The sequence below is a fragment of the Streptomyces sp. NPDC107522 genome (assembly GCF_055657525.1).
Window position 1 is genome coordinate 42614 of the sequence record NZ_JBVKAU010000007.1, and the last position, 22634, is coordinate 65247.

General features: G+C 70.4%; 24 protein-coding genes. 13 read left to right on the forward strand and 11 right to left on the reverse strand.

Annotated elements, in window-relative coordinates:
• The first annotated feature begins 48 nt into the window (after nucleotides 1-48).
• The 6 genes from ACZ7L6_RS23390 (at nucleotide 49) to ACZ7L6_RS23415 (ending at nucleotide 6061) form a co-directional block, all read left to right on the forward strand.
• Nucleotides 49-654 carry a TIGR03086 family metal-binding protein gene (locus tag ACZ7L6_RS23390; protein ID WP_471926914.1) on the forward strand — a complete coding sequence of 202 codons (606 nt, stop codon included), beginning with the start codon at nucleotides 49-51 and terminating at the stop codon, nucleotides 652-654.
• A gap of 78 nt (nucleotides 655-732) precedes the next feature.
• Nucleotides 733-1818: an LLM class flavin-dependent oxidoreductase gene (locus tag ACZ7L6_RS23395; RefSeq protein ID WP_471926916.1), complete on the forward strand. Its 1086-nt coding sequence runs from the start codon at nucleotides 733-735 to the stop codon at nucleotides 1816-1818.
• A complete protein-coding gene (locus ACZ7L6_RS23400; RefSeq protein ID WP_471926918.1) occupies nucleotides 1815-2411 on the forward strand; it encodes an FMN reductase in 597 nt (198 codons plus the stop codon). The genes ACZ7L6_RS23395 and ACZ7L6_RS23400 overlap by 4 nt, the downstream gene beginning before the upstream one ends.
• Before the next feature lie 99 nt (nucleotides 2412-2510).
• Nucleotides 2511-3239 (forward strand): response regulator transcription factor, encoded by a 729-nt coding sequence (locus ACZ7L6_RS23405; RefSeq protein WP_471926920.1) that lies wholly within the window; start codon nucleotides 2511-2513, stop codon nucleotides 3237-3239.
• Nucleotides 3240-4691: a HAMP domain-containing sensor histidine kinase gene (locus ACZ7L6_RS23410; protein ID WP_471926922.1), complete on the forward strand. Its 1452-nt coding sequence runs from the start codon at nucleotides 3240-3242 to the stop codon at nucleotides 4689-4691.
• 95 nt (nucleotides 4692-4786) lie between these two features.
• A complete protein-coding gene (locus ACZ7L6_RS23415) occupies nucleotides 4787-6061 on the forward strand; it encodes an ArgE/DapE family deacylase (RefSeq protein WP_471926924.1) in 1275 nt (424 codons plus the stop codon).
• 24 nt (nucleotides 6062-6085) lie between these two features.
• Here ACZ7L6_RS23415 and ACZ7L6_RS23420 read toward each other — a convergent pair whose 3' ends face one another.
• The 4 genes from ACZ7L6_RS23420 to ACZ7L6_RS23435 form a co-directional block, all read right to left on the reverse strand.
• Nucleotides 6086-8104 (reverse strand): tetratricopeptide repeat protein, encoded by a 2019-nt coding sequence (locus ACZ7L6_RS23420; RefSeq protein WP_471926926.1) that lies wholly within the window; start codon nucleotides 8102-8104, stop codon nucleotides 6086-6088.
• Nucleotides 8105-8208: 104 nt separating this feature from the next.
• A complete protein-coding gene (locus ACZ7L6_RS23425; protein ID WP_471926928.1) occupies nucleotides 8209-8598 on the reverse strand; it encodes a hypothetical protein in 390 nt (129 codons plus the stop codon).
• A 44-nt stretch (nucleotides 8599-8642) separates the two neighbouring features.
• Nucleotides 8643-8825, reverse strand: coding sequence for a DUF397 domain-containing protein (locus ACZ7L6_RS23430; RefSeq protein WP_471926930.1), 183 nt, complete (start codon nucleotides 8823-8825; stop codon nucleotides 8643-8645).
• A 10-nt stretch (nucleotides 8826-8835) separates the two neighbouring features.
• On the reverse strand, nucleotides 8836-9684 hold the full coding sequence (locus ACZ7L6_RS23435) for a helix-turn-helix domain-containing protein (protein WP_471926932.1): 849 nt from the start codon (nucleotides 9682-9684) through the stop codon (nucleotides 8836-8838).
• Between the two features lie 226 nt (nucleotides 9685-9910).
• Here ACZ7L6_RS23435 and ACZ7L6_RS23440 point away from each other — a divergent pair, with 226 nt between their 5' ends.
• Together ACZ7L6_RS23440 and ACZ7L6_RS23445 are read left to right on the forward strand one after the other, a co-directional pair.
• The gene (locus ACZ7L6_RS23440) at nucleotides 9911-10351 is read left to right on the forward strand and encodes an ATP-binding protein (RefSeq protein WP_471926934.1); all 441 of its coding nucleotides are present in this window, start codon (nucleotides 9911-9913) and stop codon (nucleotides 10349-10351) included.
• A gap of 77 nt (nucleotides 10352-10428) precedes the next feature.
• Nucleotides 10429-11001 (forward strand): hypothetical protein, encoded by a 573-nt coding sequence (locus tag ACZ7L6_RS23445; protein WP_471926936.1) that lies wholly within the window; start codon nucleotides 10429-10431, stop codon nucleotides 10999-11001.
• 9 nt (nucleotides 11002-11010) lie between these two features.
• On the opposite strand, the gene ACZ7L6_RS23450 is transcribed toward ACZ7L6_RS23445, so the two are convergent.
• From ACZ7L6_RS23450 to ACZ7L6_RS23470, 5 genes are all read right to left on the reverse strand, one after another.
• Complete coding sequence (locus ACZ7L6_RS23450) at nucleotides 11011-11604, reverse strand: CGNR zinc finger domain-containing protein (protein WP_471926938.1); 594 nt, start codon at nucleotides 11602-11604, stop codon at nucleotides 11011-11013.
• Nucleotides 11605-11722: 118 nt separating this feature from the next.
• Nucleotides 11723-13366 (reverse strand): glycoside hydrolase family 13 protein, encoded by a 1644-nt coding sequence (locus ACZ7L6_RS23455; protein WP_471926940.1) that lies wholly within the window; start codon nucleotides 13364-13366, stop codon nucleotides 11723-11725.
• 38 nt (nucleotides 13367-13404) lie between these two features.
• Nucleotides 13405-14241 carry a carbohydrate ABC transporter permease gene (locus ACZ7L6_RS23460; protein ID WP_471926942.1) on the reverse strand — a complete coding sequence of 279 codons (837 nt, stop codon included), beginning with the start codon at nucleotides 14239-14241 and terminating at the stop codon, nucleotides 13405-13407.
• Nucleotides 14238-15278: a carbohydrate ABC transporter permease gene (locus ACZ7L6_RS23465; protein ID WP_471926944.1), complete on the reverse strand. Its 1041-nt coding sequence runs from the start codon at nucleotides 15276-15278 to the stop codon at nucleotides 14238-14240. Before ACZ7L6_RS23465 ends, ACZ7L6_RS23460 begins: the two co-directional genes overlap by 4 nt.
• 11 nt (nucleotides 15279-15289) lie before the next feature.
• A complete protein-coding gene (locus ACZ7L6_RS23470) occupies nucleotides 15290-16585 on the reverse strand; it encodes an ABC transporter substrate-binding protein (RefSeq protein WP_471926946.1) in 1296 nt (431 codons plus the stop codon).
• A 301-nt stretch (nucleotides 16586-16886) separates the two neighbouring features.
• On the opposite strand from ACZ7L6_RS23470, the gene ACZ7L6_RS23475 reads away from it, so the two are divergent.
• Nucleotides 16887-17906: a LacI family DNA-binding transcriptional regulator gene (locus ACZ7L6_RS23475; RefSeq protein ID WP_471927508.1), complete on the forward strand. Its 1020-nt coding sequence runs from the start codon at nucleotides 16887-16889 to the stop codon at nucleotides 17904-17906.
• A gap of 52 nt (nucleotides 17907-17958) precedes the next feature.
• Here the strand turns inward: ACZ7L6_RS23475 and ACZ7L6_RS23480 are convergent, their stop codons facing one another.
• Complete coding sequence (locus ACZ7L6_RS23480) at nucleotides 17959-18849, reverse strand: LysR family transcriptional regulator (protein WP_471926948.1); 891 nt, start codon at nucleotides 18847-18849, stop codon at nucleotides 17959-17961.
• 79 nt (nucleotides 18850-18928) lie between these two features.
• On the opposite strand from ACZ7L6_RS23480, the gene ACZ7L6_RS23485 reads away from it, so the two are divergent.
• The 4 genes from ACZ7L6_RS23485 to ACZ7L6_RS23500 all read left to right on the forward strand — a co-directional run bounded on the left by ACZ7L6_RS23485 (nucleotide 18929) and on the right by ACZ7L6_RS23500 (nucleotide 21643).
• Nucleotides 18929-19918, forward strand: a complete 990-nt coding sequence (locus tag ACZ7L6_RS23485) for an EamA family transporter (protein WP_471926950.1) — start codon at nucleotides 18929-18931, stop codon at nucleotides 19916-19918.
• 247 nt (nucleotides 19919-20165) lie between these two features.
• Nucleotides 20166-20813 (forward strand): NAD(P)-dependent oxidoreductase, encoded by a 648-nt coding sequence (locus ACZ7L6_RS23490; protein WP_471927510.1) that lies wholly within the window; start codon nucleotides 20166-20168, stop codon nucleotides 20811-20813.
• Nucleotides 20814-20907: 94 nt separating this feature from the next.
• Complete coding sequence (locus ACZ7L6_RS23495) at nucleotides 20908-21384, forward strand: tautomerase family protein (protein WP_471926952.1); 477 nt, start codon at nucleotides 20908-20910, stop codon at nucleotides 21382-21384.
• Nucleotides 21377-21643, forward strand: coding sequence for an alpha/beta hydrolase (locus tag ACZ7L6_RS23500; protein ID WP_471926954.1), 267 nt, complete (start codon nucleotides 21377-21379; stop codon nucleotides 21641-21643). Before ACZ7L6_RS23495 ends, ACZ7L6_RS23500 begins: the two co-directional genes overlap by 8 nt.
• A 278-nt stretch (nucleotides 21644-21921) precedes the next feature.
• Here ACZ7L6_RS23500 and ACZ7L6_RS23505 read toward each other — a convergent pair whose 3' ends face one another.
• Complete coding sequence (locus ACZ7L6_RS23505; RefSeq protein WP_003974483.1) at nucleotides 21922-22359, reverse strand: hypothetical protein; 438 nt, start codon at nucleotides 22357-22359, stop codon at nucleotides 21922-21924.
• Between the last annotated feature and the right edge of the window lie 275 nt (nucleotides 22360-22634).

Below are 22634 nucleotides of genomic sequence, written 5' to 3' on the forward strand. Positions count from 1 at the left end.
TCGCGTTTCTTCAAGAAGGGCAGGCCTGCGTGTCCCTACGGTCGGGGTATGGACACGAAGAGCGCGAAGGCGAACGAGTACGGCATCGGTGAGCTGCTGGGCATGGCGCGGGAGCGGGCGGTTCCGGTGGTCCGTGGCATTCCCGACGCGGCGCTCGCCGCTCCCACGCCCTGTGCCGAGTACGACGTGAAGGCCCTGGTCAACCACCTCTTCCAGGTGGTCGTGCAGTTCCAGAAGCTGGCCGCGAAGGAGGCGTCGGACTTCGGTGAGACGCCCGACCGGGTCGGTGCGGGGCCGGACTGGCGCGAGCGGCTCGCGGACGAGATCGACAAGCTCGTGGCCGCCTGGTCCGCGCCCGGCGCCGAGGAGGGTGTGACCGGCGCGATGAACATGCCGGCGCGGCTCGTCGGGTCGATGGCACTGCTCGATCTGACCGTGCACGTGTGGGATCTGGCGTGCGCCACGGGGCGGGAGTACCGGCTGGGCGAGGCGGCGACGGCTGTCGTGGAGCAGCTGGCGGGCGCGGTCGACGAGCTGGCGCCGACGGCCCGGCAGATGGGTGTGTTCGGGGAGCCGGTGCCGGTGGCGGAGGGGTCCACGGACTTCGAGCGGCTGCTGGCGGCGACGGGGAGGGATCCGCACTGGAAGGGCTGAGAGAGGCGGAATAGTCGTGGGCCGGCCTCTGTTCTCCGGGTATAGTTGAACGGTCAACAACCTGGAGGGTGAGCGACCATGCAGTTCGGGATCTTCAGCGTCGGCGACGTCACGCCGGACCCGACGACCGGCCGGACGCCGACCGAGCGCGACCGCATCAAGGCGATGGTCGCCATCGCGCTGAAGGCCGAGGAGGCCGGCCTCGACGTCTTCGCGACCGGCGAGCACCACAACCCGCCGTTCGTGCCGTCGTCCCCGACGACGATGCTCGGCTACATCGCGGCGCGGACCGAGAGGCTGGTCCTCTCCACCTCCACCACGCTCATCACCACGAACGACCCGGTGAAGATCGCCGAGGACTTCGCGATGCTCCAGCACCTGGCCGACGGCCGGGTCGACCTGATGATGGGCCGCGGCAACACCGGCCCGGTCTACCCGTGGTTCGGCCAGGACATCCGGCAGGGCATCAACCTCGCCATCGAGAACTACGCCCTGCTGCACCGGCTGTGGCGCGAGGACGTCGTGAACTGGGAGGGCAAGTTCCGCAGCCCCCTGCAGGGCTTCACCTCCACGCCCCGCCCGCTGGACGGCGTACCGCCGTTCGTCTGGCACGGCTCGATCCGCTCGCCGGAGATCGCCGAGCAGGCGGCCTATTACGGCGACGGCTTCTTCCACAACAACATCTTCTGGCCGGCCGACCACACCAAGCGGATGGTCGAGCTGTACCGGTCCCGGTACGCCCACTACGGGCACGGCACGGCCGAGCAGGCGATCGTGGGGCTGGGCGGTCAGGTCTTCATGCGGAAGAACTCCCAGGACGCGATCCGCGAGTTCCGGCCGTACTTCGACGTCGCGCCGGTGTACGGGCACGGGCCGTCGCTGGAGGACTTCATGGACCAGACCCCGCTGACCGTGGGCTCCCCGCAGCAGGTGATCGAGAAGACGCTGAGCTTCCGGGAGTACGCCGGTGACTACCAGCGCCAGCTGTTCCTGATGGACCACGCCGGGCTGCCGCTGAAGACCGTCCTGGAGCAGCTCGACCTGCTCGGCGAGGAGGTCGTGCCGGTGCTGCGCAAGGAGTTCGCGAACGGCCGTCCGGCCGACGTCCCCGAGGCCCCCACCCACTCCTCCCTCAAGGCCGCCCAGGAGGTGACCGTCGCATGAAGCTCGTCGTCGTGTCCGCGGGGCTGAGCGTCCCGTCCTCCACGCGGTTGCTGGGTGACCGGCTCGCGGCCGCGGTCGGCCGGGAGACCGAGGCGGACGTCCAGGTCGTCGAGCTGCGCGACCTCGCCGTGGAGATCGCGCACAACTTCACCAACGGCTTTCCGGGGCGGAAGCTGGCCGCCGCGATCGAGCAGGTGACCTCGGCCGACGGGCTGATCGTGGTCACGCCGGTGTTCTCGGCGTCGTACAGCGGGCTGTTCAAGTCGTTCTTCGACGTGATCGACAAGGACGCCCTGTCCGGTATGCCGGTGCTGATCGCGGCGACCGGCGGCACGCCGCGGCACTCCCTGGTACTGGAGCACGCGCTGCGTCCGCTCTTCGCCCACCTGCGGGCCGTCGTCGTCCCGACCGGCGTCTACGCCGCCTCGGAGGACTGGGGCGCCGAGGGGCTGGACGGGCGGATCGAGCGGGCGGCGCGGGAGCTGGCGGGGCTGATGGCCGGGCTGTCGGCGGGGCGGACGGTGAAGGACGACCTCGCGGTGGTGCCGTTCGCCGAACAGCTGGCGGCGCTCTCCAGCCCGTCCGGCGGCTGAGTCCCAGGCGGCCCGTGTGAGGGTGAGAGCCCAGTAAGAAGGGTGACCGTAAGCTCCCTCACACGGCCGAACCGCCAGAGGCCTTGGCACACTGAACCCGTGTCCCAGACTGTTCTCCTCGCCGAAGACGACCGCGCCATCCGCAACGCGCTGGAGCGCGCGCTGACCCTGGAGGGCTATCAGGTCACCGCGGTCGCCGACGGTGTGGAGGCGCTCGCGCAGGCCCACAAGACGCCCCCGGACGTGCTCGTCCTCGATGTGATGATGCCCGGCATCGACGGGCTGCAGGTCTGCCGGGTGCTGCGTGCCGAGGGCGACCGCACCCCGATCCTGATGCTGACGGCGCTCGTGGAGACCCAGGACCGGATCGCCGGCCTGGACGCGGGCGCCGACGACTACGTGGTGAAGCCCTTCGACGTCGAGGAGGTCTTCGCCCGGCTGCGCGCCCTGCTGCGCCGCACCACGGAGACGAACGGCGCCCCCGTCGACGTACCGAAGCAGGCCCCCGACACTCCCGCGACGTCCGGCCGGCTGATCGAGGCGGCGGGCCTGCGGATGGACCCGCAGGCGCGGCGGGCGTGGCGGGGCGGGCGGGAGCTGGAGCTGACCCGGACCGAGTTCGAGCTGCTCGAGCTGCTCGTCCGCAACGCCGGCATCGTCCTGGACCACTCCACCATCTACGACCGCATCTGGGGCTACGACTTCGGCCCCGGCTCCAAGAACCTCGCCGTCTACGTCGGCTACCTGCGCCGCAAACTCGACGAGCCCGGCGCGCCGCAGCTGATCCACACGGTGCGCGGGGTGGGTTATGTGCTGCGGGAGGACTGAGTGCGCCGGGTCCGCCGTCGGCTCGGGCGGCTGCTGACGGGGCGGCGCAGAAGCGGGCTCGGCACCACCTTCGCCGTGTCCTTCGCGGCGGTGACGGCCGTCGTCACCGTCCTGGTCGGTCTGCTGTCGTACACCGCCGCCGCCCGGCTGGTGCGGGTGGACCAGGAGTCCGTGTTCGACGAGGTCGTGCAGGATCTGCGCGGCGAGGTGCGGGAGCGGCCGATGACACCGGAGGACTTCTCGTCCTCCGCGCCCGGCCACGATCTCGTACGGCCCGCCAGGACCGATGTGCAGGTGCTGGGCTCGGACGGTGCGGTCGTCGACCCCGGACGGCCGGGGCTGCCGGTCACGGCCGCAGACCGGCGGATCGCGGGGGACGCGACGGCCGGGCGGATGGTCCAGTACAAGGACGTGGGCGTCGGCAGCGACGTCTACCGCGTCGCGACCGTCGCGCTCGGTGGCGGACGGGGTGCGGTGCAGGTGGCCCAGGAGTTCAGCGACACGGAGGACCTGCTGCGGGCGCTGCAGCAGCGCACCCTGCTGCTGATGGCGGCCGTGGTCACGCTCGCGGGGCTCTTCGGCTGGTGGCTGGCCCGGCGCATCACGCGCCGCCTGGTCGTCCTCACCGCCGCCGCCGAGGACGTCGCCCGCACCCGGCGGCTCGGCATCCAGGTACCGGTCACTGGATACGACGAGGTCGGCCGCCTGGGCCGCGCCTTCGACCGGATGCTGGGCCGGCTGGCGCAGTCGGAGGAGGACCAGCGGCGGCTGGTGCAGGACGCGGGCCATGAGCTCCGCACTCCGCTGACGTCGTTGCGTACGAACATCTCGTTGCTGCGCCGCATCGACGAGCTGCCCCCCGCCACCCGCGACGAACTGGTGGCGGACCTGAGCCAGGAGGCGCGCGAACTGACCGACCTGGTCAACGAGTTGGTCGACCTCGCGGCCGGGCAGTCCGACACCGAGCCGGCCCAGCGGGTCGACCTCGCCGACATCGCCGAGGACGTCGCGGGGCTCGCCCGACGGCGTACGGGACGGCGGATCGAGGTCCGTGCGAGCGGTGACACGACGACGGACGGGCGGCCGGGGATGCTCCAGCGCGCGGTGACCAACCTCGTCGAGAACGCGGCGAAGTTCGACCGCGGCGGCACGGCGCCCATCGAGATCAGCGTCGCCGGGCCGGCGCGGCCCGGGACGGTTCGGGTGGAGGTCCTCGACCGGGGGCCGGGCATCGCCGAGGACGACCTGATCCGCGTCTTCGACCGCTTCTACCGCGCCGCCGACGCGCGGTCGCTGCCGGGGTCGGGGCTGGGGCTGTCGATCGTGCGGGAGGTGGCGCTGTCGCACGGGGGTGCGCCGTTCGCCTTCCGGCGGGACGGGGGTGGGACGGTGATCGGGTTCACGGTGGGTGGGTTCAGGGTGGACGGGTTCACGGTGGGCGGTTCCGTCTAGGCCCTGTCGGTTCTCCCCGGGTATGGGTGACGATCGGTCCGGCGTGCCGTGCGCGGCGGCCCGGGTCTGTCCGGGAGAGGGGAGGGGGCGTCATCGTGCTCAGTGACGTGGAGAGTGCCGTCCTGGCGGAGATCGACGAGGCCGCGATCGGGCGGACGCTGCTGGAGCTGATCGCGGTGCCGAGTGTCACCGGCAGCGCGGCCGAGTCGGAGCTGCAGCATCTGCTGGCGGGGCGGCTGGAGCGGCTCGGGCTGGACGTCGACCTGTGGTCCATGGATCTGGAGGCTCTGCGCGCGGAACCCGAGTTCCCGGGTACGGAGGCGGAGCGGGACGAGGCCTGGGGCCTGGTGGGCGTGACGGAGGACGGCGGAGACGGGCCTACGTTCGTCCTGCAGGGACATGTGGATGTCGTCCCGCCCGGGGATCTCGACGCGTGGGCCGGGGATCCGTTCGTGCCGAGGGTGGCCGGTGATGTCGTACACGGGCGTGGGGCCTGTGACATGAAGGCCGGGCTGGTGGCCCACCTCGCCGCGCTCGCCGCGATGCGGGCCGCCGGGGTGCGGCTGCGGGGGCGGGTGGGGGTGCACTTCGTGGTGGGGGAGGAGGACGGAGGCCTTGGTGCCTTCGGGACCTTGCGGCGGGGGCACAGGGGTGATGTGTGCGTCATCGCGGAGCCGACGGGTGGTGCGCTCGTCACCGCCAACGCGGGGGCGTTGACCTTTCGGCTGGCTGTGCCCGGTAAGGCGGCGCACGGGAGTGCGCGGGATCAGGGGGTGAGCGCGATCGATGCGTATGTGCCGTTGCATCAGGCGCTGGGGCGGTTGGAGGCCGAGCGGAATCGGGAGGTGCATCCGTTGATGGCCGAGCATCCGATTCCGTACGCCCTGTCGGTGGGGACCGTGCGCGCCGGGGACTGGGCGAGCAGTGTGCCTGATCTGCTGGTCGCGGAGGGCCGGTTGGGGGTGCGGCTGGGGGAGGATCCGGCGGAGGCGCGGGCCGCGTTTGAGCGGTGTGTGGCGGAGGCGTGCGCGGATGATCCCTGGTTGCGGGAGCATCCGGCGACGGTGACGTGGCCGGGTGGGCAGTTCGCGAGTGGGCGGTTGCCGGAGGGGCATGCGTTGCCGGGGGTGATGCGGGGGGCTTATGCCGATGCGGTGGGTGGCGGGGGCGGGGGCGGGTTGCGGGAGTGTGGGGCGCCGTACGGGAGTGATCTGCGGTTGTATGCCGGGGCTGGGATTCCTACCTTGCAGTTCGGGCCGGGGGATATTCGGGTGGCGCACAGTGCGGGGGAGCGGGTGTCGGTGAGCGAAGTGGTGGGGGTGGCGCGGGCGTTGGCGGTTGCGGTGTTGCGGACAGTGGGGACGAAGTGAGCGTAGGGGATTGCCAGTCGGCCACTATGCGCCGCGCGCGGAGTTCAGATTTGCACGCACCGTTTCCGTCATTGGGTGCTCGTGCCCGAGAACGCGTTCGCACGCGGCGAGGGTCTGCTCGTACAGCGGGACGGCGCGTGTCAAGTTTCCCGAGGACTCGTAGGTGGACGCCAGGTTGTTCCGCGAGCGCAGCGTGTTGGGGTGGTCCTCACCGAGCACCCGAACGCAATCGGTGAGGTTTTGCTCGTACAGCGGGACGGCGCGTGCCAGGTCTCCGGCCGACTTGTACGCGTACGCCAGGTTGTTCCGCGAGCCCAGTGTGTCTGGGTGGTCGTCACCGAGCAGGCGAATCCGGTCGGTGAGGTTTTGCTCGTACAGCGGGATGGCGCGTGCCAGGTCTCCGGCCGACTCGTATGCGCCTGCCAGGTTGTTCCGGGAAGTCAGCGTGTGGGGGTGGTCCTCACCGAGCAGGCGAATCCGGTCGGTGAGGTTTTGCTCGTACAGCGGGATGGCGCCTGCCAGGTCTCCGGCTGACTCGTATGCGCCTGCCAGGTTGTTCCGGACAGTCAGCGTGTGGGGGTGGTCCTCACCGAGCATCCGAACGCAATCGGTGAGGTTTTGCTCGTACAGCGGGACGGCGTGCGTCAGGTCTCCGGCTGACTCGTACGCGGCTGCCAGGTTGTTCAGGGAGGCCAGCGTGTCGGGGTGGACCTCACCGAGTACACGCTGGATGGTGGCATGAGCCCGGAGGAAGTATGCGATAGCAAGCTCTGTTGCGCCTTGGTCCTGTCGGAACGCGGCGGCTCGGTCCAGCAGATACGACATGTCGAGCGTGTCCTGCTCAGACGTGCTGTTCTTGGCCAGGGCGTCGACGTGCGGCAGCAGCAGCTGGCACTGGGGCCAGTGTTCGGGCAGTAAGACCTCGGAGGGGAAGGCGCTTCTTAGCCGGCTCGTGGCCTCCTCCTGGCCGCGGACGATGTCGGCGTCCTGGCGGTGGGGGTCCTCGTCCTGGTGAGTGCGGGCGAGGGCCTGCACGAGTCGATGGACCGAGAGGGTGCCGTCGTCGTTCTCCGTGATCATGCTGTACGCGGCCAGCCGCCCGACCGCTGCTGCGAGGACGGGCGGTGGGGCAAGGCCATCGAGCAGTGTGCGCGGGATGTGGTCGGGGGCGTACCACGCCAGGATCCGTAGTACCTGCCCTGTGAGGGGCATGTCCGCGAGGCGGTCGAGTGTGATGCGCCAGATCCGAGCCACCGTTCGCTCAGCGTCCGCACCCGCGGGACCGAGCGCGTATGTCTCGGCCGGCCACTGACGCAGCATGTCCAGGTAGGCGCGGGGCGTCGTGCCGCTCTCGTGGCAGAACGCGGCGGCCTGTTCCACGGCCAGTGCCAAGTGCCCGAGCTCGTCGCACACGTCACGCGCGCCGTCGGTCTCCCGCGGCCCGTCGTAGGTGAGGATGCGGGTGAACAGCTCGACCGACTCCGCCGGATCGAACACGTCCAGGCGGAGCGTGGTCGTCAGCCGATGCCAGCCCGTCGCCCGGCGCGTGGTGACCAGGATGCGCCCCTGATGGGGTACCCGGTCCAGCAGCGGGCCGATGTGGTCGGGGTGGTCGACGTTGTCCAGCACCAGCAACCAGTCCCCGTGACCGGCCAGCCACGCCACCGCCCGCTCCTTCTGCAGCTCCACCGGTAACCCGGCCAGCCCCGGCTGCAGCGCGCACGCCAGCTCAGCGAGCCCGGCGTCCACGGCGGCCGGGCTGTCGGCTGTGATCCACCACCGCAGCCGAGCCGTGGCCCGGTCCGCGGCCCAGCGTGCGGCCAGCGTGGACTTGCCCACCCCGCCCAGGCCGCTCACCGCCCGCAACACCACCCCGCCCGGAGCGGCGAGCGCCGCGTCCAGCTGATCAAGCGCCGAGTCCCGGCCGACGAACAGCTCTGTCAGGGGGATGTTCGACGCCCCGTCGGCCGCGGCGTCGTCCGGGATCGGACCGTACGCCTCCGGGGGCAGCGCCTGTTCGGCGTGCACCGCGACGGAGTTCACGACGTCGCGTCCGGCTGCGTTGGAGCCTGAGGAGGCCGATATCCCTGCGGGCATGGCCGGTTCGCTCGACACGTCTCTGCCGGGCTGCTGCTTGCGTTTCCCCATCACTGGCCGTGCTGCGCCGTCGACCCGTCGATGTCCCCACCGGCCGCGTTCGAGCCGCCGGTCGCCCGTACTCCGGGTCCGCTGTTCGGCGATGTGCCCGCGCCCGGCGCCGTGTCCCGCGCCTGGGCGTTGCGAATGTTGCCGCGAGCGGCGTTCGAGCCGGCCTCAGCGTGTACCGGCTCCACGGCAGAGGGTGTGCTCGCCGCCCCGGCCCTGAGCTGCCACAGCCCGACCCCCAACGCCGCGATTCCGGCCACCGAGCCGATCACGCCCGCGGCCTGACTCGACCGTTCCAGATCCGCCGTCGCCACCCACACCAGCAGCACGACCGCCGCGAGGGCGCCCACTGCGGCCAACGTCCACCAAAGAGCCTTTTGCCAGCCAGTCATGAGGACATGTTGGCCTTACGGGCAAGATCAAGCCGACGCTTCCGTCAATCTGCCTTCAGGGTGGTGAGCAGGGCGTGGAGGGCGGTGGGGGTGGGAGTGAGGACGTTGGTCGGGGCGTCGCTTTCGCGGAGGTGGAGGGTGGTGGGGGTAGCGGCTATCTCCACGCAGTCGGTGTCCTCGGGCCCTGCCGAGAACGACGACTTCTGCCAGTGGAGGGCTTCAGACACGGGTGGCCTTTCACAGTTCTTGGGCGATTCTGCGGATGAGGTCAAGTGAAGCATCCTGCGGGAGAGCAGTACTGTCCACGCGTTCGAGGAGAGCTCGGTAGCGGTTCAGTTGAGCGGTGGCATCGATGAACTCGGCCCCGTGCAGTGTGTCGATCTGCACGGTGTCGAGTTGTGGGATGACTCCGCCGAGGTACTGCATCGCGAGGCCCGCCCCTGCGAAACCGTCGGCCGCGAACGGGATCACGCGAATCGTGATGTTCGTCCGCTCGGACGCTCGGAGGAGATGTTCGAGCTGAGCCCGGGCGACCTTGGGGCCGCCGACACGCATGCGCAGTGCGGCCTCGTGGATGATCGCGTCATACGGCATCCCCGACTCGAGTACCTCCTGGCGTCGCATCCGGAACGAGACGCGTGCCTCATGCTCGCTCTCCGGACGGTTCGGCTCGACGAACATCGAGGCCGCGTGGACGTACTCCTCGGTCTGAAGGATTCCCGGGATATGCACGACCTGGAACGTGCGGATGTAGGAGGCGTGGTGCTCCAGCTCGGCGAGGTCGAGAGCCCGGGGGCGGATGATCCCGCGGAACTCTTCCCACCAGCCCTTGCCAGGGGACCACTTGGCCATCTCGACAAGCGCGTCGACGAGTTGTGGATCGTCGCAGGCGTAGAACCGGGCCATGCTGCGCAGCCGCTCTTCGCTGATCCCGAACCGTCCCGCCTCGATGTGACTGATTTGCGTCGGGCTGGTGTTCAGGAACTGGGCCGCCTGGCGGTTCGATACGCCCCCGGCCTCACGCAGCTTGCGCATCTCCGCCCCCAAGCGCACCTGACGGGCCGTGGGGTTGGCTTTCGCTGGCATTCAGTCCTCCTGGTGACGATGTCCGGGAAACGTTGAGGCGCCTCAACGTTTCCCGCTACTGTCGTAACGTACCTCACGGAGCGTGTCCGTCCCGTCACGCATCCGCAAGTCCCGCACGCCCTAAGCCCGTTGGAAGCGCCACCCCGGCCCGTCGACACCCGGGGCGCCGGACAGCAACGCGGCCAGGCTCGCCAAACCCATCTCAGCCCACCGGAGTTGATCCGCCATGCCCTCCTACACCCTCACCTGCCCGCCCCTCGACACCTCCCCCCGCATCGCCCGCGACTTCGTCGCCTCCGTACTCCGCGAACTCAGACTCGACACCGACCTCGTCGACGACGCCACGCTCTGCACCTCCGAACTCGTCACCAACGCCTGTGTCCACGCCAAGGGCGGTGACGGCGCCGCGCTGTGGCTGGGGGTAGAGGCCGGGCGGGTGCGTGTCGTCGTCTACGACAGGGACGAAAACCCGCCGGTGACCAGGGAGTCGACTCCACCGGAGTGGGAGACGGGCGGTCGGGGCCTGTACCTCGTGGACGCCCTCACCCACGGCCAATGGGGCCACGGCCCGGCCGTACCGCACGGAAAGGCCGTCTGGTTCGACCTCGCCCTGAAGACCCCCGCACCCCCGCCGACGACACTCGTGTGCATTACTCACCGTGCGTGATCCATTGCCGAGTGTTTGGCTGAGCCGAGGGCGCCGCGCTTGGCACCCTCTCCCCAGGCAAGGAGAGAAGCGCAGGCATGAAGATCGCGAAGAGGTCTGTGACGCGTACGGCCGCTCCGCTGCTGGTCGCGGGTGTGTCCCTGGCGGCGTTCGCTGTACCCGCCACCCCCGCCGTCGCGCAGGAGACTCCGGGCTCCGTGGTGGACCGGGTCGACGGCACCGTCCGGATCCTGGCCTTCGCCAACGTGGCGAACCATATGAGGGTCAGTGTCGCCACCGACGGACCACGGCAGGGACATCTGATCGTGGAAGACGACGCGCACATCCTCGCCCGCCCGGGCTGCACGGCGGTGCCCGGCACCGACGGCACCGCCGCCGACTGCGGCCTCGCCGCCGGGGTCAGCCGTATCAACTCCGCGCTGGGCAACTTCGGGGACAGCTTCTTCTCCACGGCCGACATCACGACCGTCATCAACGCCGGAACCGGCGGCGACTTCGTCCGCACCGGCGGCGCCAACGACACGATCGACCTCCGCGACGGCGTGATCGGCAACGACTCGGCGGACTGCGACGGCGGCGCCACCGACACGGTGGTCGCCAACCTGCGCGACCTGATCGCCACGAACTGTGAGCGGCGGGTGCGGGTCTAGCGGGTTCAGTCAGTCCGACGGGGGCCGCGTACGCCGGGCATACGCGCGTGCCGCGCGGGCGCGGTCGCCGCAGCGGGTCGAGCACCAGTGGCGGCGGCCGTGCCGGAGCAGGTAGCGGTTGCAGGGCGCGGAGCCGCAGGCCGTGAGGCGTTCGGCGTCGGGGGAGGTGAGCAGGTCGGCGGCGTCGGCGGCGAGGGTCGCCAGGGCGTGGTCGACGATCTCGGTGGTGGGGTGCGGGGCCGCGCGGTAGGGGCCGTTCTTGTCGTCCCACTGGAGGAGCGGGGCCGTGGGGACCCTGGTCAGCGCGTCGTTCACGGCGGCCAGGGCGGCGGGGAGGGCGGGCAGCGCCGCGACGCGGGAGTCGAACAGCGACCGGATCTGTTCCCGCAGCGAACGCAGCTGCGCCGCGCACATCTCCCGCATCCCGGCGTCGACGGGAGCCAGTCCGAGACCGACGAGCCAGTCGTTCGCGGCGGCCGGGGTGCCGAGCAGATCGACGTAGTGACCGCCCGGCAGCGCGATGACGGTGTTGACGAGGGCGAGCGACGGGTACTGCTCCGCGCCCGGCGCGGGCGGCAGCGGCGGCTCGACGGGCTCCTTCATGGCTGTCATGGTACGGAATGCCGGCATCCGTGAGAAAAGGTGTGGCGACGTCCGTCCCCTGAGCGCTCCGAGGTCGCAGGGGGGCGAGGCGCACCCCCGCCCCCCTGCTCGCCGATCGTCACACCGCCAGCCATGCCGCCTGGTCCGGCGCCAGTACGCTGCCCTCGACGGGGCCGCTGGTCAGCAGAACGGCGCTGTGGCCGGGCAGCCGGTACGGCTCGGCCGACAGGTTGACCACGCACACGAAACCCGGCTCGCGGCGGAAGGCGAGCACCCCGTCGGGGGCGTCCAGCCAGGTCAGCGTGCCGTCGCCGAGCGCAGGCGTGTCGCGGCGCAGGCGCAGGGCCGTGCGGTACAGCTCCAGCATCGAGGCCGCGTCGCCGGTCTGCGCGGCCACGCTGCGCCCGGCCCAGTCGGCCGGCTGGGGCAGCCAGGGCGCGGCGGTCGCGTCCTCGGGGCTGAAGCCGTACGGCGTGCTCTGCCCGGACCACGGGATCGGCACCCGGCAGCCGTCACGGCCGCGCTGGGTGTGGCCGGAGCGTTCCCAGATGGGGTCCTGCAGAACGGACTCGGGCAGGTCCTCGACCTCGGGCAGGCCGAGCTCCTCGCCCTGGTAGACGTAGGCGCCGCCGGGCAGGGCCAGCATCAGGAGGGCCGCGGCGCGGGCGCGGCGGGTGCCCAGGTCGAGGTCCAGGGGGCCTTCGGCGCGGTAGGTCTCGTTGGCCACCCAGCGCCGGGAGGGGGTCGGGCGGCCGTAGCGGCTGGGATGGCGTACGACGTCGTGGTTGGACAGGACCCAGGTGGCCGGCGCGCCCACCGAGCCGAGCATGGCGAGCGAGTCGTCGATGACCGTGCGCAGCTCCTTCGGGTCCCACATGGACATCAGGAAGTCGAAGTTGAACGCGGTGTGCAGGCCGTCCCGGCGGACGTAGGCGGCGAGCCGTTCGGGGGTGTCCGCCCACGCCTCGGCGACGAAGCACCGGTCGCCGGGGAACTCGTCGGCCACCTTGCGCCAGGCACGGTAGATCTCGTGGACCTCGTCGCGGTCCCAGTGCGGGTGGTCGACGTGCTGCCAGGGCCGCCCGTCGACCGGGTCCTGGCGTGGCGGCAGGTCGGGGAGTTCGGGGTGCTTGATCAGGCCGTGGGCGACGTCGATACGGAAGCCGTCCACGCCCCGGCTGAACCAGAACCGCAGGATCGACTCGAACTCCTCGCGGACCTCGGGGTGTTCCCAGTTGAGGTCGGGCTGCTCGGGAGCGAACAGGTGCAGGTACCAGTCGCCGTCGGGCAGCCGGGTCCAGGCCGGGCCGCCGAAGCTGGAGACCCAGTCGTTGGGGGGTTCGGAGCCGTCGGGGCCGCGCCCCGGCCGGAAGACGTAGCGGTCGCGCTCGGGGCTGCCGGGCCCGGCGGCCAACGCAGCCCGGAACCAGGCGTGCCGGTCGGAGGTGTGGTTGGGCACGATGTCGGGGATGACGCGGATCCCGTGCTCGTGCGCCTCGGCGATGAGCCGCTCCGCCTCGGCCACCGAGCCGAACAGCGGGTCGATCTCGCGGAAGTCGGCCACGTCGTAACCGTGGTCGGCCATCGGCGACTTGTACCACGGGTTGATCCAGATGGCGTCCACGCCGAGGTCCTTGAGATACGGCAGCCGGGAGCGCAGACCGGCGATGTCGCCGACGCCGTCGCCGTTGCCGTCGGCGAAACTGCGGATGTAGACCTGGTAGATGACGGCGCTGCGCCACCAGGGGGTGGTGGGGGACACGGGTGTGTGGCTCCTTGGGAGTTGAGGGGTTGGCGTGTCTACTTCGCCGCGCCGGCCGTGAGCCCGGCGACGATACGGCGCTGGAAGACCAGCACCATGACCACCAGCGGCACCGTGACGAGGACGCCCGCGGCCATCTGGCTGCCGAACGGGGTCTCGTACGTCGTCGCGCCGGTGAACTTCGAGATGGCGACCGGAGCGGTCTGCATGCCGGGCTTGTTGGTCATCGACAGGGCGATGAGGAACTCGTTCCAGGCCGCGATGAACGTGATGATCGCGGTGGTGAAGATGCCCGGCGCCGCGAGCGGGATGATGACCTTGCGGAACGCCTGGCCCCGGGTGCAGCCGTCGACCATGGCGGCGTGCTCCAGCTCGTCCGGCATCTGCCGGAAGAAGGTCGTCAGGTTCCACACCGCCAGCGGCAGCGCGAAGGACATGCTCGGCACGATCATGGCCTGGTAGGTGTTGATCCAGCCGATGTCCGTGAACAGCTTCAGCAGCGGAACGACGATCGACACCACCGGGAACATCGAGGTGGCGATGATCAGGGTCAGGATCAGCCGCTTGAAACGGAACTCCAGCCGGGCCATCGCATACGCCGTGAAGGTCGCCAGCAACAGTGCCAGGACGGTCGTGATGCCCGCCACCACCAGGCTGTTGAGCAGCGCGCGGCCGAACCCCTGCGCGGGGTCGAACACCGCACGGTAGTTCTCGAGCGACACGACGGACGGGAAGAGCGAGGTGTCGAAGATGTCCGAGGTGCGGCGCAGGCTGGAGACCAGCATCCAGTAGAACGGGGCCAGGCAGTAGGCCACGACCGCGATGACACCGGCGTACAGCAGGCCGCTGCGCCACTTCGCAGTGAGCGTCGTCATGCCGCCACCTCCGTACGGCGGCGCAGCGCCGGGATACGGCTGCCTTTCCGCTTACGGCCGCCGGCGCCGGCGTCTCCGATCAGGTCGGCGCCGAGCAGCCGTACGAAGGCCAGGGCGACGAGGAAGACGTAGAGGAAGAGAAGCACCGAGTACGCGGAGGCCGGTCCGAAGCGGACGTTGGACGCCTCGTTCTGCGCGAGCATCGACAGGGTCTCCACCGAGTGCTTCTGGGCGCCGATGAGGATGTACGGCAGGTCGAACATGCGCAGCGCGTCCATGCAGCGGAACAGCATCGCCACCAGCAGCGCCGGCTTCACCAGCGGCAGGGTGATGTGCCAGAACTGGCGTGGCGGACTCGCCCCGTCGATGCGGGCGGCCTCGTACACCTCCTTGCCGATGACCTGAAGCCCGGCCAGGACCAGCAACCCGATGAAGGGCGCCGTCTTCCACACCTCGGCGACGATGACGGCGACCTTGGCCTGGAAGCCCTCGGTGGTCCACAGGACCTGACGGCCGATCAGCGCGTTGGCGATGCCGTCGCTGTTGAAGATCCACCGCCACAGCAGCCCGGAGATGGCCGTGGGCACCGCCCAGGGGATGAGGATGCCCGCCCGGACCAGGCCGCGGCCCCGGAACGCCTTGTGCATGATCAGGGCCATCGCCACCCCGATCACCGTCTCCAGGGCGACCGTGACGACGGTGAAGAAGGTCGTGTTCCAGAAGGCGTTCCAGAACCGCTCCCCGGCCTCGCCGAAGATGTCGGCGTAGTTCCGCAGCCCGACGAACGGCTCGGTCGTGCTGATGAACCCGGTCTCCGGGTCCAGGCCCTTCGCCCCGTACAGCGACTCGTTGAGCGCCATGAGCGTCGGGTAGAGCACGACGATCGTCAGCACCAGCAGGGTCGGGGAGACCAGCAGGGCGGCCATTCGTGCCGAGCCGGCGGTCGCGCGGGACGGTCCTCGCGTACGGCGGTTCGCCGGCTCCCGGGGCTCCGGGTTCACCACCGGCGCCGGGGGCGGGATCTTGGTGTCGGCCATGACGCCGCTCCTCACTGCCCGGTGGACTTCTGCAGGGCTTCCTGCAGGTCCTTCAGCGCCTGCGCGCTGCTCTTGCTCCCGGTCAGGGCCGCGTACGCCTCCTGCTGGACTGCCGAGGTCACGTCGCCGTACTGCACGACCCGCGGGCGGGGCACGGCGCGCAGGATGGACTCCTTGAGCACCGGCAGATACGGGTACTGCCCGACCAGCGCCTTGTCGTCGTACAGGGAGGCGTACGGCGGGGCGAGGGAGGCGTCCTTGAGGAAGGTGGCCGTGTTCTCCTCGCTGCTGAAGAACTTCATGAAGTCCAGGGCCGTCGCCTTGTTCTTCGCGAAGGACGACAGGGCCAGGTTGTGGCCGCCGAGGCTGGAGGAGCCGGGGCCGTCGAGGCCGGGCAGCGGGGCGACGGCGTACTTGCCCTTGATGTCGCTCTTTCCGGCCAGGGAGTACACGTAGGGCCAGTTGCGCAGGAAGATCAGCTTGCCGGACTGGAAGGCCTGGCGGCCGTCCTCCTCCAGGTAGGTGATGCCCTCCTTGGGGATCGTCCCGTCCTTGACGGAGTCGACGAGGAAGTCGAGGCCCTTCTTCGCCTCAGGCGTGTCGACGTCCGGCTTGCCGTTGGCGTCGGTGACGACGCCGCCCGCGGAGTTCACGGCCTCGGAGAAGTTGACGGTCAGGCCCTCGTACTTCTGGAACTGCCCGGCGTAGCAGGACATGCCCTTGGCCTCGGGCAGCTTCTTCACCTTGGCGCAGTCGGCCTTCAACTCGGCCCAGGTGGTGGGAGGTTGGGTGATCCCGGCCTTCTTCAGCAGGTCGGTGCGGTAATAGAGCATGCCGCCGTCGGAGCTGGCCGGGACCGCGTACAGGCCGTCGCGGTACTTGGCCGTCTCCACGACCGGCTTCAGCATCTTGTCGAGCGGGAACCGCTGCTCGGGCAGCTTGTCGATCCACTGGTGGGCGGCGAACTCCGACGTCCACACGACGTCGAGCGAGAGCACCGTATAGGCGTCGGACTTCGTCTCCGCGTTCTGGATCATCTGCTGGCGCTGCGCGTCCGCGTCCGTCGGCAGCTGGATGAAGGTCACCTTCTCCTTCGGGTGCAGCTTGTTCCAGCGGTCGAGCATCGGCTGGACGGACCCGGTGGTGTCCTTGCCCGCCACGTACGTGATGGGGCCGCGGCCCTCGAAGCTCCCCGGCCCGGCCTGTCCGGCGGCGCCCTCGTCGGAGGAGCCGCAGGCGGTGAGGAGGAGGGCGCCGACGGCGAGTATGCCCACACACTGGGACGCTCTGGTGGTTGTGGTCTTCACGGTGTCTCCTGGTCGTACGTGGTCGTCTGTCCCTGGCACGAGACCGCGTTGTCATGCCTGTTGATGAATGAAACTTGCAGGTCAGATCCCATATGTGCGACTCAATGGGCTGACGCATGGCCTCGGCGTGACAACGCTTGCAAGCTAGGGGTCACTTTCGCCGGAAGTCAATGCGTTACTACGCAGTAATGCGATGCGGCAGATGCTTTACGGTGCATGAAAACGCTGTCACGAACGGCCCCGAAGTCCGTGTCATCTGTGCTACGGTCCGCTCATGCCACCAGCTCAGCGGCACCCCACGATGGCTGACGTAGCCGAACGGGCCGGGGTCTCCACATCCACCGTTTCGCGCACCCTGCGCGGCATGTCCACCGTCTCTGCGGAGGTCCGCGCGCGCGTCGAGCAGGCCGCACGCGAGCTGAACTTCGCCGTGTCACGGCAGGCTGCAAGCCTTGTCACGGGCAGGACCGGGAACGTGGCGGTGCTCGTGCCCACGCTCCAGTCGTGGTTCATGGGAGCCGCCCTGTCCAGCCTGGCACCGCTGCTGCGGGCGGCCGGCCTGGAACTGAACGTCTACGTCGTCCCCGACCTGGCCGCGCGCACCGCGTTCTTCGAGCGCCTCCCGGCCCGGCGCAACGCCGACGCGCTGCTGGTGTTCTGCTTCGACCTCACCGACGAGGAGACCGCGAGCCTGGACAACCTCGGCATGCCGGTCATCTACGTCAGCCAGCACGTCGAGGGACGGCCGAGCGTCTACGTCGACGACGTGGCCGCCGCCCTGCACGGCACCCGGCACCTGCTCAACCTCGGCCACCGGCGGATCGCCTTCGTCCAGACGGTCGGTGCCAGCGGCTTCTCCTTCAGCTCCAACGAGCGCCTGCTCGGCTACCAGCAGGCGCTCACCGAAGCGGGCATCCCCCTCGACGACGACCTGGTGGTCGCCACCGAGGTCGGCGACAAGCGCGCCGCCGCCGAAGCGGTGGGCAAGCTGCTGAGCCTGCGCGAGCCGCCCACCGCGGTCTTCGCCGAACAGGACGAGGTCGCCGTCGCCACCATCTGGACCCTGCGCAAGACGCAGATCCCGGTGCCCGAACGCGTCTCCGTCCTCGGCTTCGACGACCAGCCCATCGCCGACTGGTTCGACCTGTCCACCGTGGCCCAGTCACCCTCGGACCTCGGCCGCGAGGCCGGCGAACTCGCCCTCGCCCTCATCGACGACTCCGACGCGGACCACGTCCGGCACGTCGTCCTGCCCACGCACCTGATCCCCCGGGAGACCACGGCTCCGCCGCCCGCGGCTGAGGAAGGCCGGGAGATCTGAGACGGCGGGTCATCCGGATACGGCACCGCACCTGCCGACGCAGGACTGAGGCCTACGTCTGTCGTGGCACCCCGAGGACGTCGAGCATCGCCCGGGTGGCCGGGGTGGGGTTGAAGCGGCTCCACGCCAGATACTCGATGCGACGCGGTCCGTCCACGACCGGCAGCAGCGCCAGTTCGGAGTCGTCAGCGGCCAGCGGCCGGATGTACGCCGAGGGCAGGAGCGCGATGCCGAGCCCGCGCGCGACGAGGCGGGAGATCAGCTCGACGACGCCGGCCTCGTACGCGACGTCGCGGGCCAGACCCGCCGCGGCGAACGCCTGATCGGACTGGGCCCGGGCGGGCGTACCGGCCGCGAAGTCCACGAACGTCTCGTCGGCGATCTCCCGCAGCGTGACCCGGGAGACACCGGCGAGCCGGTGTCCGGCCGGTACGACGAGGACGTGCTCGTCGTGGTCGAGGACGACGGTTTCCACCCCGGACGGCCGCTCGCCCTCCGGCAGGCCGAGGAATGCGATGTCCAGATCACCGTCCCGGATCGCCGCGACCATCTCGTCACTGCGTCCGGAACGCAGGACGACCCGGACGTCCGGGTACCGGGCGCGATACCGCTGCAGCAGCTCGGGTACGTCCACGGCGGCCGCGGTCACGATCACACCGACGGCGAGTCGGCCGCGTACCACTCCCGTCGCGGCCGCGGCGTCGGCGACCGCGCGGTCCGCGGCGGCCAGGCACTCGCGCGCCGCGGCGACGAACGCCTCGCCGGCGCTGGTCAGTTCGACACGACGGCTGGACCGGGCGAACAGCCTGACCCCGAGCTCCCGTTCCAGACCGGCGATCCGGTGACTGAGCGACGACTGCACCACGAGGCAGCGCTCTGCCGCGCGGGTGAAGTTGCGGGTTTCGGCGACGGCGACGACGTAGCGCATCTGTTGGAGATCCACGGCAGTCATCGTTCTGATTCATGGCTGTGATGACAAGCATGCGTTGGTTTCATGGGGGACGCGTCCGAGACTTCACCGCATGCAGACCACGCAGACCCTGACCGGGCGGTCACCGGTCCCGCCGCGCGCCTCGCCCGCCCGGCAGGCGGCGGTCGTCGCACTGACCGCGCTCGCTCCCGCGTCCTGGGGCACGACGTACGCCGTGACCACGGAACTGCTGCCGTCCGGGCATCCGCTGTTCTCCGGACTGATGCGCGCCCTGCCCGCCGGGCTGGTCGGCCTGGCCCTCACCCGGGCGCTGCCGCGCGGGGACTGGTGGTGGAAGGCCGCCGTCCTCGGCGTACTCAACATCGGTGCCTTGTACCCCCTGTTGTTCCTGGCGGCCGAACGACTTCCCGGCGGCGTCGCCGCGACCCTCGGCGCCACCCAGCCGCTGCTGGTCGCCGGGTTGGCGATCGCCGTGCTGCACGACCGGCCGACGGCATGGCGATGGAGCTGGGGCGTGATCGGGGTGATCGGCGTCGGACTCGTCGTGCTCGGGCCCCGGGCGCGGCTGGATGCCGTGGGCGTGCTGGCCGGTCTCGGCGGTACGGCCGCGATGGCCTGCGGGATCGTCCTCATGAAGCGGTGGGGGCGGCAGGCGGGGGTCGGCCCCCTGACCCTGGCCGGCTGGCAACTGACCGCCGGGGGGCTGCTGTTGCTCCCGCTCACGCTGGCCGTCGAGGGGGCGCCGCCGCGGATCGACGTCGCAGCGGCCGTCGGTTACCTGTGGCTCGGCAGCGTGGGAGGGCTGATCGCGCACATGCTGTGGTTCCGCGGCATCGGCAGGCTGCCGGTCGGTGCGTCGGCCCCGCTGGTGCTGCTGTCTCCACTGGTCGCGGCCGCCCTGGGCGCCGCGCTGGGCGAGTCACTGAGCCTGCCGCAGACCACCGGGTTCGTCCTTGCGCTGGCCGCTTTGCTTGCGGCGCAGCTCAATGCGCCGAAGTCGGGGTGGATGCGGAAGGGGCGGAACGGGCGGAATGGGGCGTGGGTGAGTGTGGGCCGGTGGAAGCGCGATGGATGGATCTGAGGCGGGTGGATGCGGCGCTGGCGGAGGGGGAACGGGCGGACGCGGCGTGGTTGAGGGGGGCGGGCGGAAGTGCGGCGGGTTGATGTGACGGGGGGATGCGGTGCGGGCGGAAGTGCGACGGGTGGATGTGATGGAGATCGACGCGGTGCGGGCGGAAGTGCGACGGGTGGATGTGATGGAGATCGACGCGGTGCAGGCGGAAGCGCGACGGACGGGTGCGACGCGGATGGACGCGATGAAGAGCGGCATGACGATCGCCGTGCTCGGTGCCACCGGGATGGTCGGGGGCCGGGTGATCAGCGAGGCCGGTGCGCGCGGGCATCGGGTGCTGGCCCTGTCCCGGAAGCCCGCCGGTGAGGGCCTGGGCCCGAACGTGACGCCGGTCCCGGTCGACGCCAACGACGCACACGCCGTACGCGAGGCGCTCGGCACCGCAGGCGCGGACGCGGTGGTGGTGACGGTGCGGACCGACCCCGTCGACCAGGAGTTCCTGGTCGGTGCCACCCGCTCGGTGCTGGATGTCGCCGCACCGCTCGGGATGCGCGTCCTTGTGGTCGGCGGCGCCGGCGCACTGCGCAGCCCTGGCGACCGGGACCTGCGGGTCGCCGACAACCCCGCTTTCGTGCCTGCCGAGTTGAAGCCGATCGCCGCCGCCGGGATCGCGCAGCTGCGGGCCTGCCAGGCCCATGCCGACGCGGACTGGGTGTACCTGAGCCCGCCGGCCCTGCTGGAGCCCGGCGAGCGGACCGGGCGTTATCGGCGCGGCGGCGACACGCTGCTCACCGGCGCGGACGGGCGGTCGTGGATCAGTGCGGAGGATCTGGCCGTCGCCGTGGTGGACGAGGTCGAGGCGCCTGGGCGCGAGCGCCACATCACGGTCGTCCACTCGGTATGACAGCTCGGTACGGCAGCTCGGTATGACAGTCGTTATAGAACTGGGGTCGCCTGCCCGTCCTCACTGTCTGTAACGACTGTCATAGGAGACTGCCGTGACGATCATTACCGTGAACACACCCAAGGGGCGCCTGAGCCTGGAGCAGCGCCGCGAGCTGGCCGAGACGCTCACGGACGCCGTGCTGGTGCCCGAGGTGGGGCAGTTCGCACCGGCCGCTCGGGTCGGGTTCCAGGTGCACTTCGTCGAGCGCGAGCCGGACATGATGGCGATCGGGGGTCGGCTGCTGGTGGACGCCGGGCCGGAGCTCGACGTGATCGTGATCGACGTGGCGGTCATGGACGCCGCCTGGCAGCCGGAGGTCCGGGCCGAGGTCATCGAGCGGGTGTTGGCCGCGCTGGCGGCGGCATGCGGGATGGAGAGGCCGTCGCCGGCCTGGTGGGTCAACTTCCGTGTGATCGAGGAGGGGAGCTGGGGTTCCTCGGGTGGGGTGCTCTCCGTTCTGTCACTGCTGGACAGTGGGGTGTTCACGGAGGAGAGGGCCGAGGCGGTGCGGGCTGCGCTGGGTGCGTGAGCGGCTGGTCCATCGCCATAACTCCGACCGTGCCCCGCTGCTGCTGGTCGTCGGCACGGCCGACCACATCGTGCCCGCGGCGGTCGTCCGCGAGACCCACCGCCGTTACCGCCGCTCCGCAGCGCTCACCGAGTACCGGGAGTACCCCGGCCGGGACCACGGCACCGCCTTCCACGACGGCTGGGAAGCGGCCGCGGAAGACGCCCTCGACTGGGCTCTACGGACACGGCGACCCGCACCCTCCGCTCAGCCCGCATGAAGGAGCTCCCGCCGGCCGACGTCACCCAGCCCGCCGGTTCCGCGACCTGCTGGCCGGCCGCTTCGAGGAAGTCGTCCCCAGCCGCACCATATGGCGCAACACGCCCCCGGCCTTCGTCCTCCACGCCCGCAGACCTCGCCCATGACGACGCTTCCCGGGCCGTCGCGGGCTGCACGTTGGACGTACACGCGCCTGTCTCTTGGCCGGCTGACGGCGCTCCTGCGCATATGACAAAGGCGGGGTCCGAAAACCCCGCCCAAAACCGGCAAAGCCCCAGCTCAGGGCCACACCAAGCAGTACGGCTGATGCCCCGCCTCATGCAACCGATGGCTGAAGTCCTGCCACTCGTGCAGCAGCTGGTACACATTGAAGGCATCCCGGGGCCCACCACGGTCCGGCACCGTCGACCAGATGAAGGCGGCCGCGCCGACCGCTTCCTCTCCTATGCCCCGCAGCGGATCGACCACCGTCATCGGCAGCTTGACCACCGCGTAGTCGGGGTGCAGGACGACCAGTTCCAGCGGCGGCACCTTGTGCAGCGGGACGCCCTCGATGCCGGTCAGGACCATCGCGGCCATCGTCTCCGGCTTGATCTTGGTGAACATGCCGTTCATGCCGAGTTCGTCGCCGCCGAGTTCTTCGGGGCGCATCGAGATCGGGACGCGGGCCGCGGTCGCGCCGTCGGGCGCGCCGAAGTACTTGTACGTCACCCCCACCCGACCACCATTCCTGCTCGCCCTCAGCCGATCCATGCGACGGTCGGCCCGCTCTGACTCGTTCGGTGTACCAGGCATATCCGGTACTACGTGTCCCTGGCGTGCTTCGTTCGAATCCTCCGCGTCGCGCCGGTGCCTTCCCCGCCGGGCACGTCGAGGACCCAGGTCATCAGTCCCCTCGCCCAGTCCGCCACCGCGATGCATATCTCCACCCGACTGCTTTTCTAGGACGCGTGGCCCCGCCGCGCAACCCGATCATCGTGTCAGTGACCTCC

Coding starts and splice junctions, on each gene's coding strand:
- ACZ7L6_RS23390 (WP_471926914.1), top strand. CDS start 49: ATGGACACGAAGAGCGCGAAGGCGAACGAGTACGGCATCGGTGAGCTG.
- ACZ7L6_RS23395 (WP_471926916.1), top strand. CDS start 733: ATGCAGTTCGGGATCTTCAGCGTCGGCGACGTCACGCCGGACCCGACG.
- ACZ7L6_RS23400 (WP_471926918.1), top strand. CDS start 1,815: ATGAAGCTCGTCGTCGTGTCCGCGGGGCTGAGCGTCCCGTCCTCCACG.
- ACZ7L6_RS23425 (WP_471926928.1), bottom strand. CDS start 8,598: ATGACTGGCTGGCAAAAGGCTCTTTGGTGGACGTTGGCCGCAGTGGGC.
- ACZ7L6_RS23435 (WP_471926932.1), bottom strand. CDS start 9,684: ATGCCAGCGAAAGCCAACCCCACGGCCCGTCAGGTGCGCTTGGGGGCG.
- ACZ7L6_RS23440 (WP_471926934.1), top strand. CDS start 9,911: ATGCCCTCCTACACCCTCACCTGCCCGCCCCTCGACACCTCCCCCCGC.
- ACZ7L6_RS23445 (WP_471926936.1), top strand. CDS start 10,429: ATGAAGATCGCGAAGAGGTCTGTGACGCGTACGGCCGCTCCGCTGCTG.
- ACZ7L6_RS23450 (WP_471926938.1), bottom strand. CDS start 11,604: ATGAAGGAGCCCGTCGAGCCGCCGCTGCCGCCCGCGCCGGGCGCGGAG.
- ACZ7L6_RS23460 (WP_471926942.1), bottom strand. CDS start 14,241: ATGACGACGCTCACTGCGAAGTGGCGCAGCGGCCTGCTGTACGCCGGT.
- ACZ7L6_RS23465 (WP_471926944.1), bottom strand. CDS start 15,278: ATGGCCGACACCAAGATCCCGCCCCCGGCGCCGGTGGTGAACCCGGAG.
- ACZ7L6_RS23475 (WP_471927508.1), top strand. CDS start 16,887: ATGGCTGACGTAGCCGAACGGGCCGGGGTCTCCACATCCACCGTTTCG.
- ACZ7L6_RS23485 (WP_471926950.1), top strand. CDS start 18,929: ATGCAGACCACGCAGACCCTGACCGGGCGGTCACCGGTCCCGCCGCGC.
- ACZ7L6_RS23490 (WP_471927510.1), top strand. CDS start 20,166: ATGACGATCGCCGTGCTCGGTGCCACCGGGATGGTCGGGGGCCGGGTG.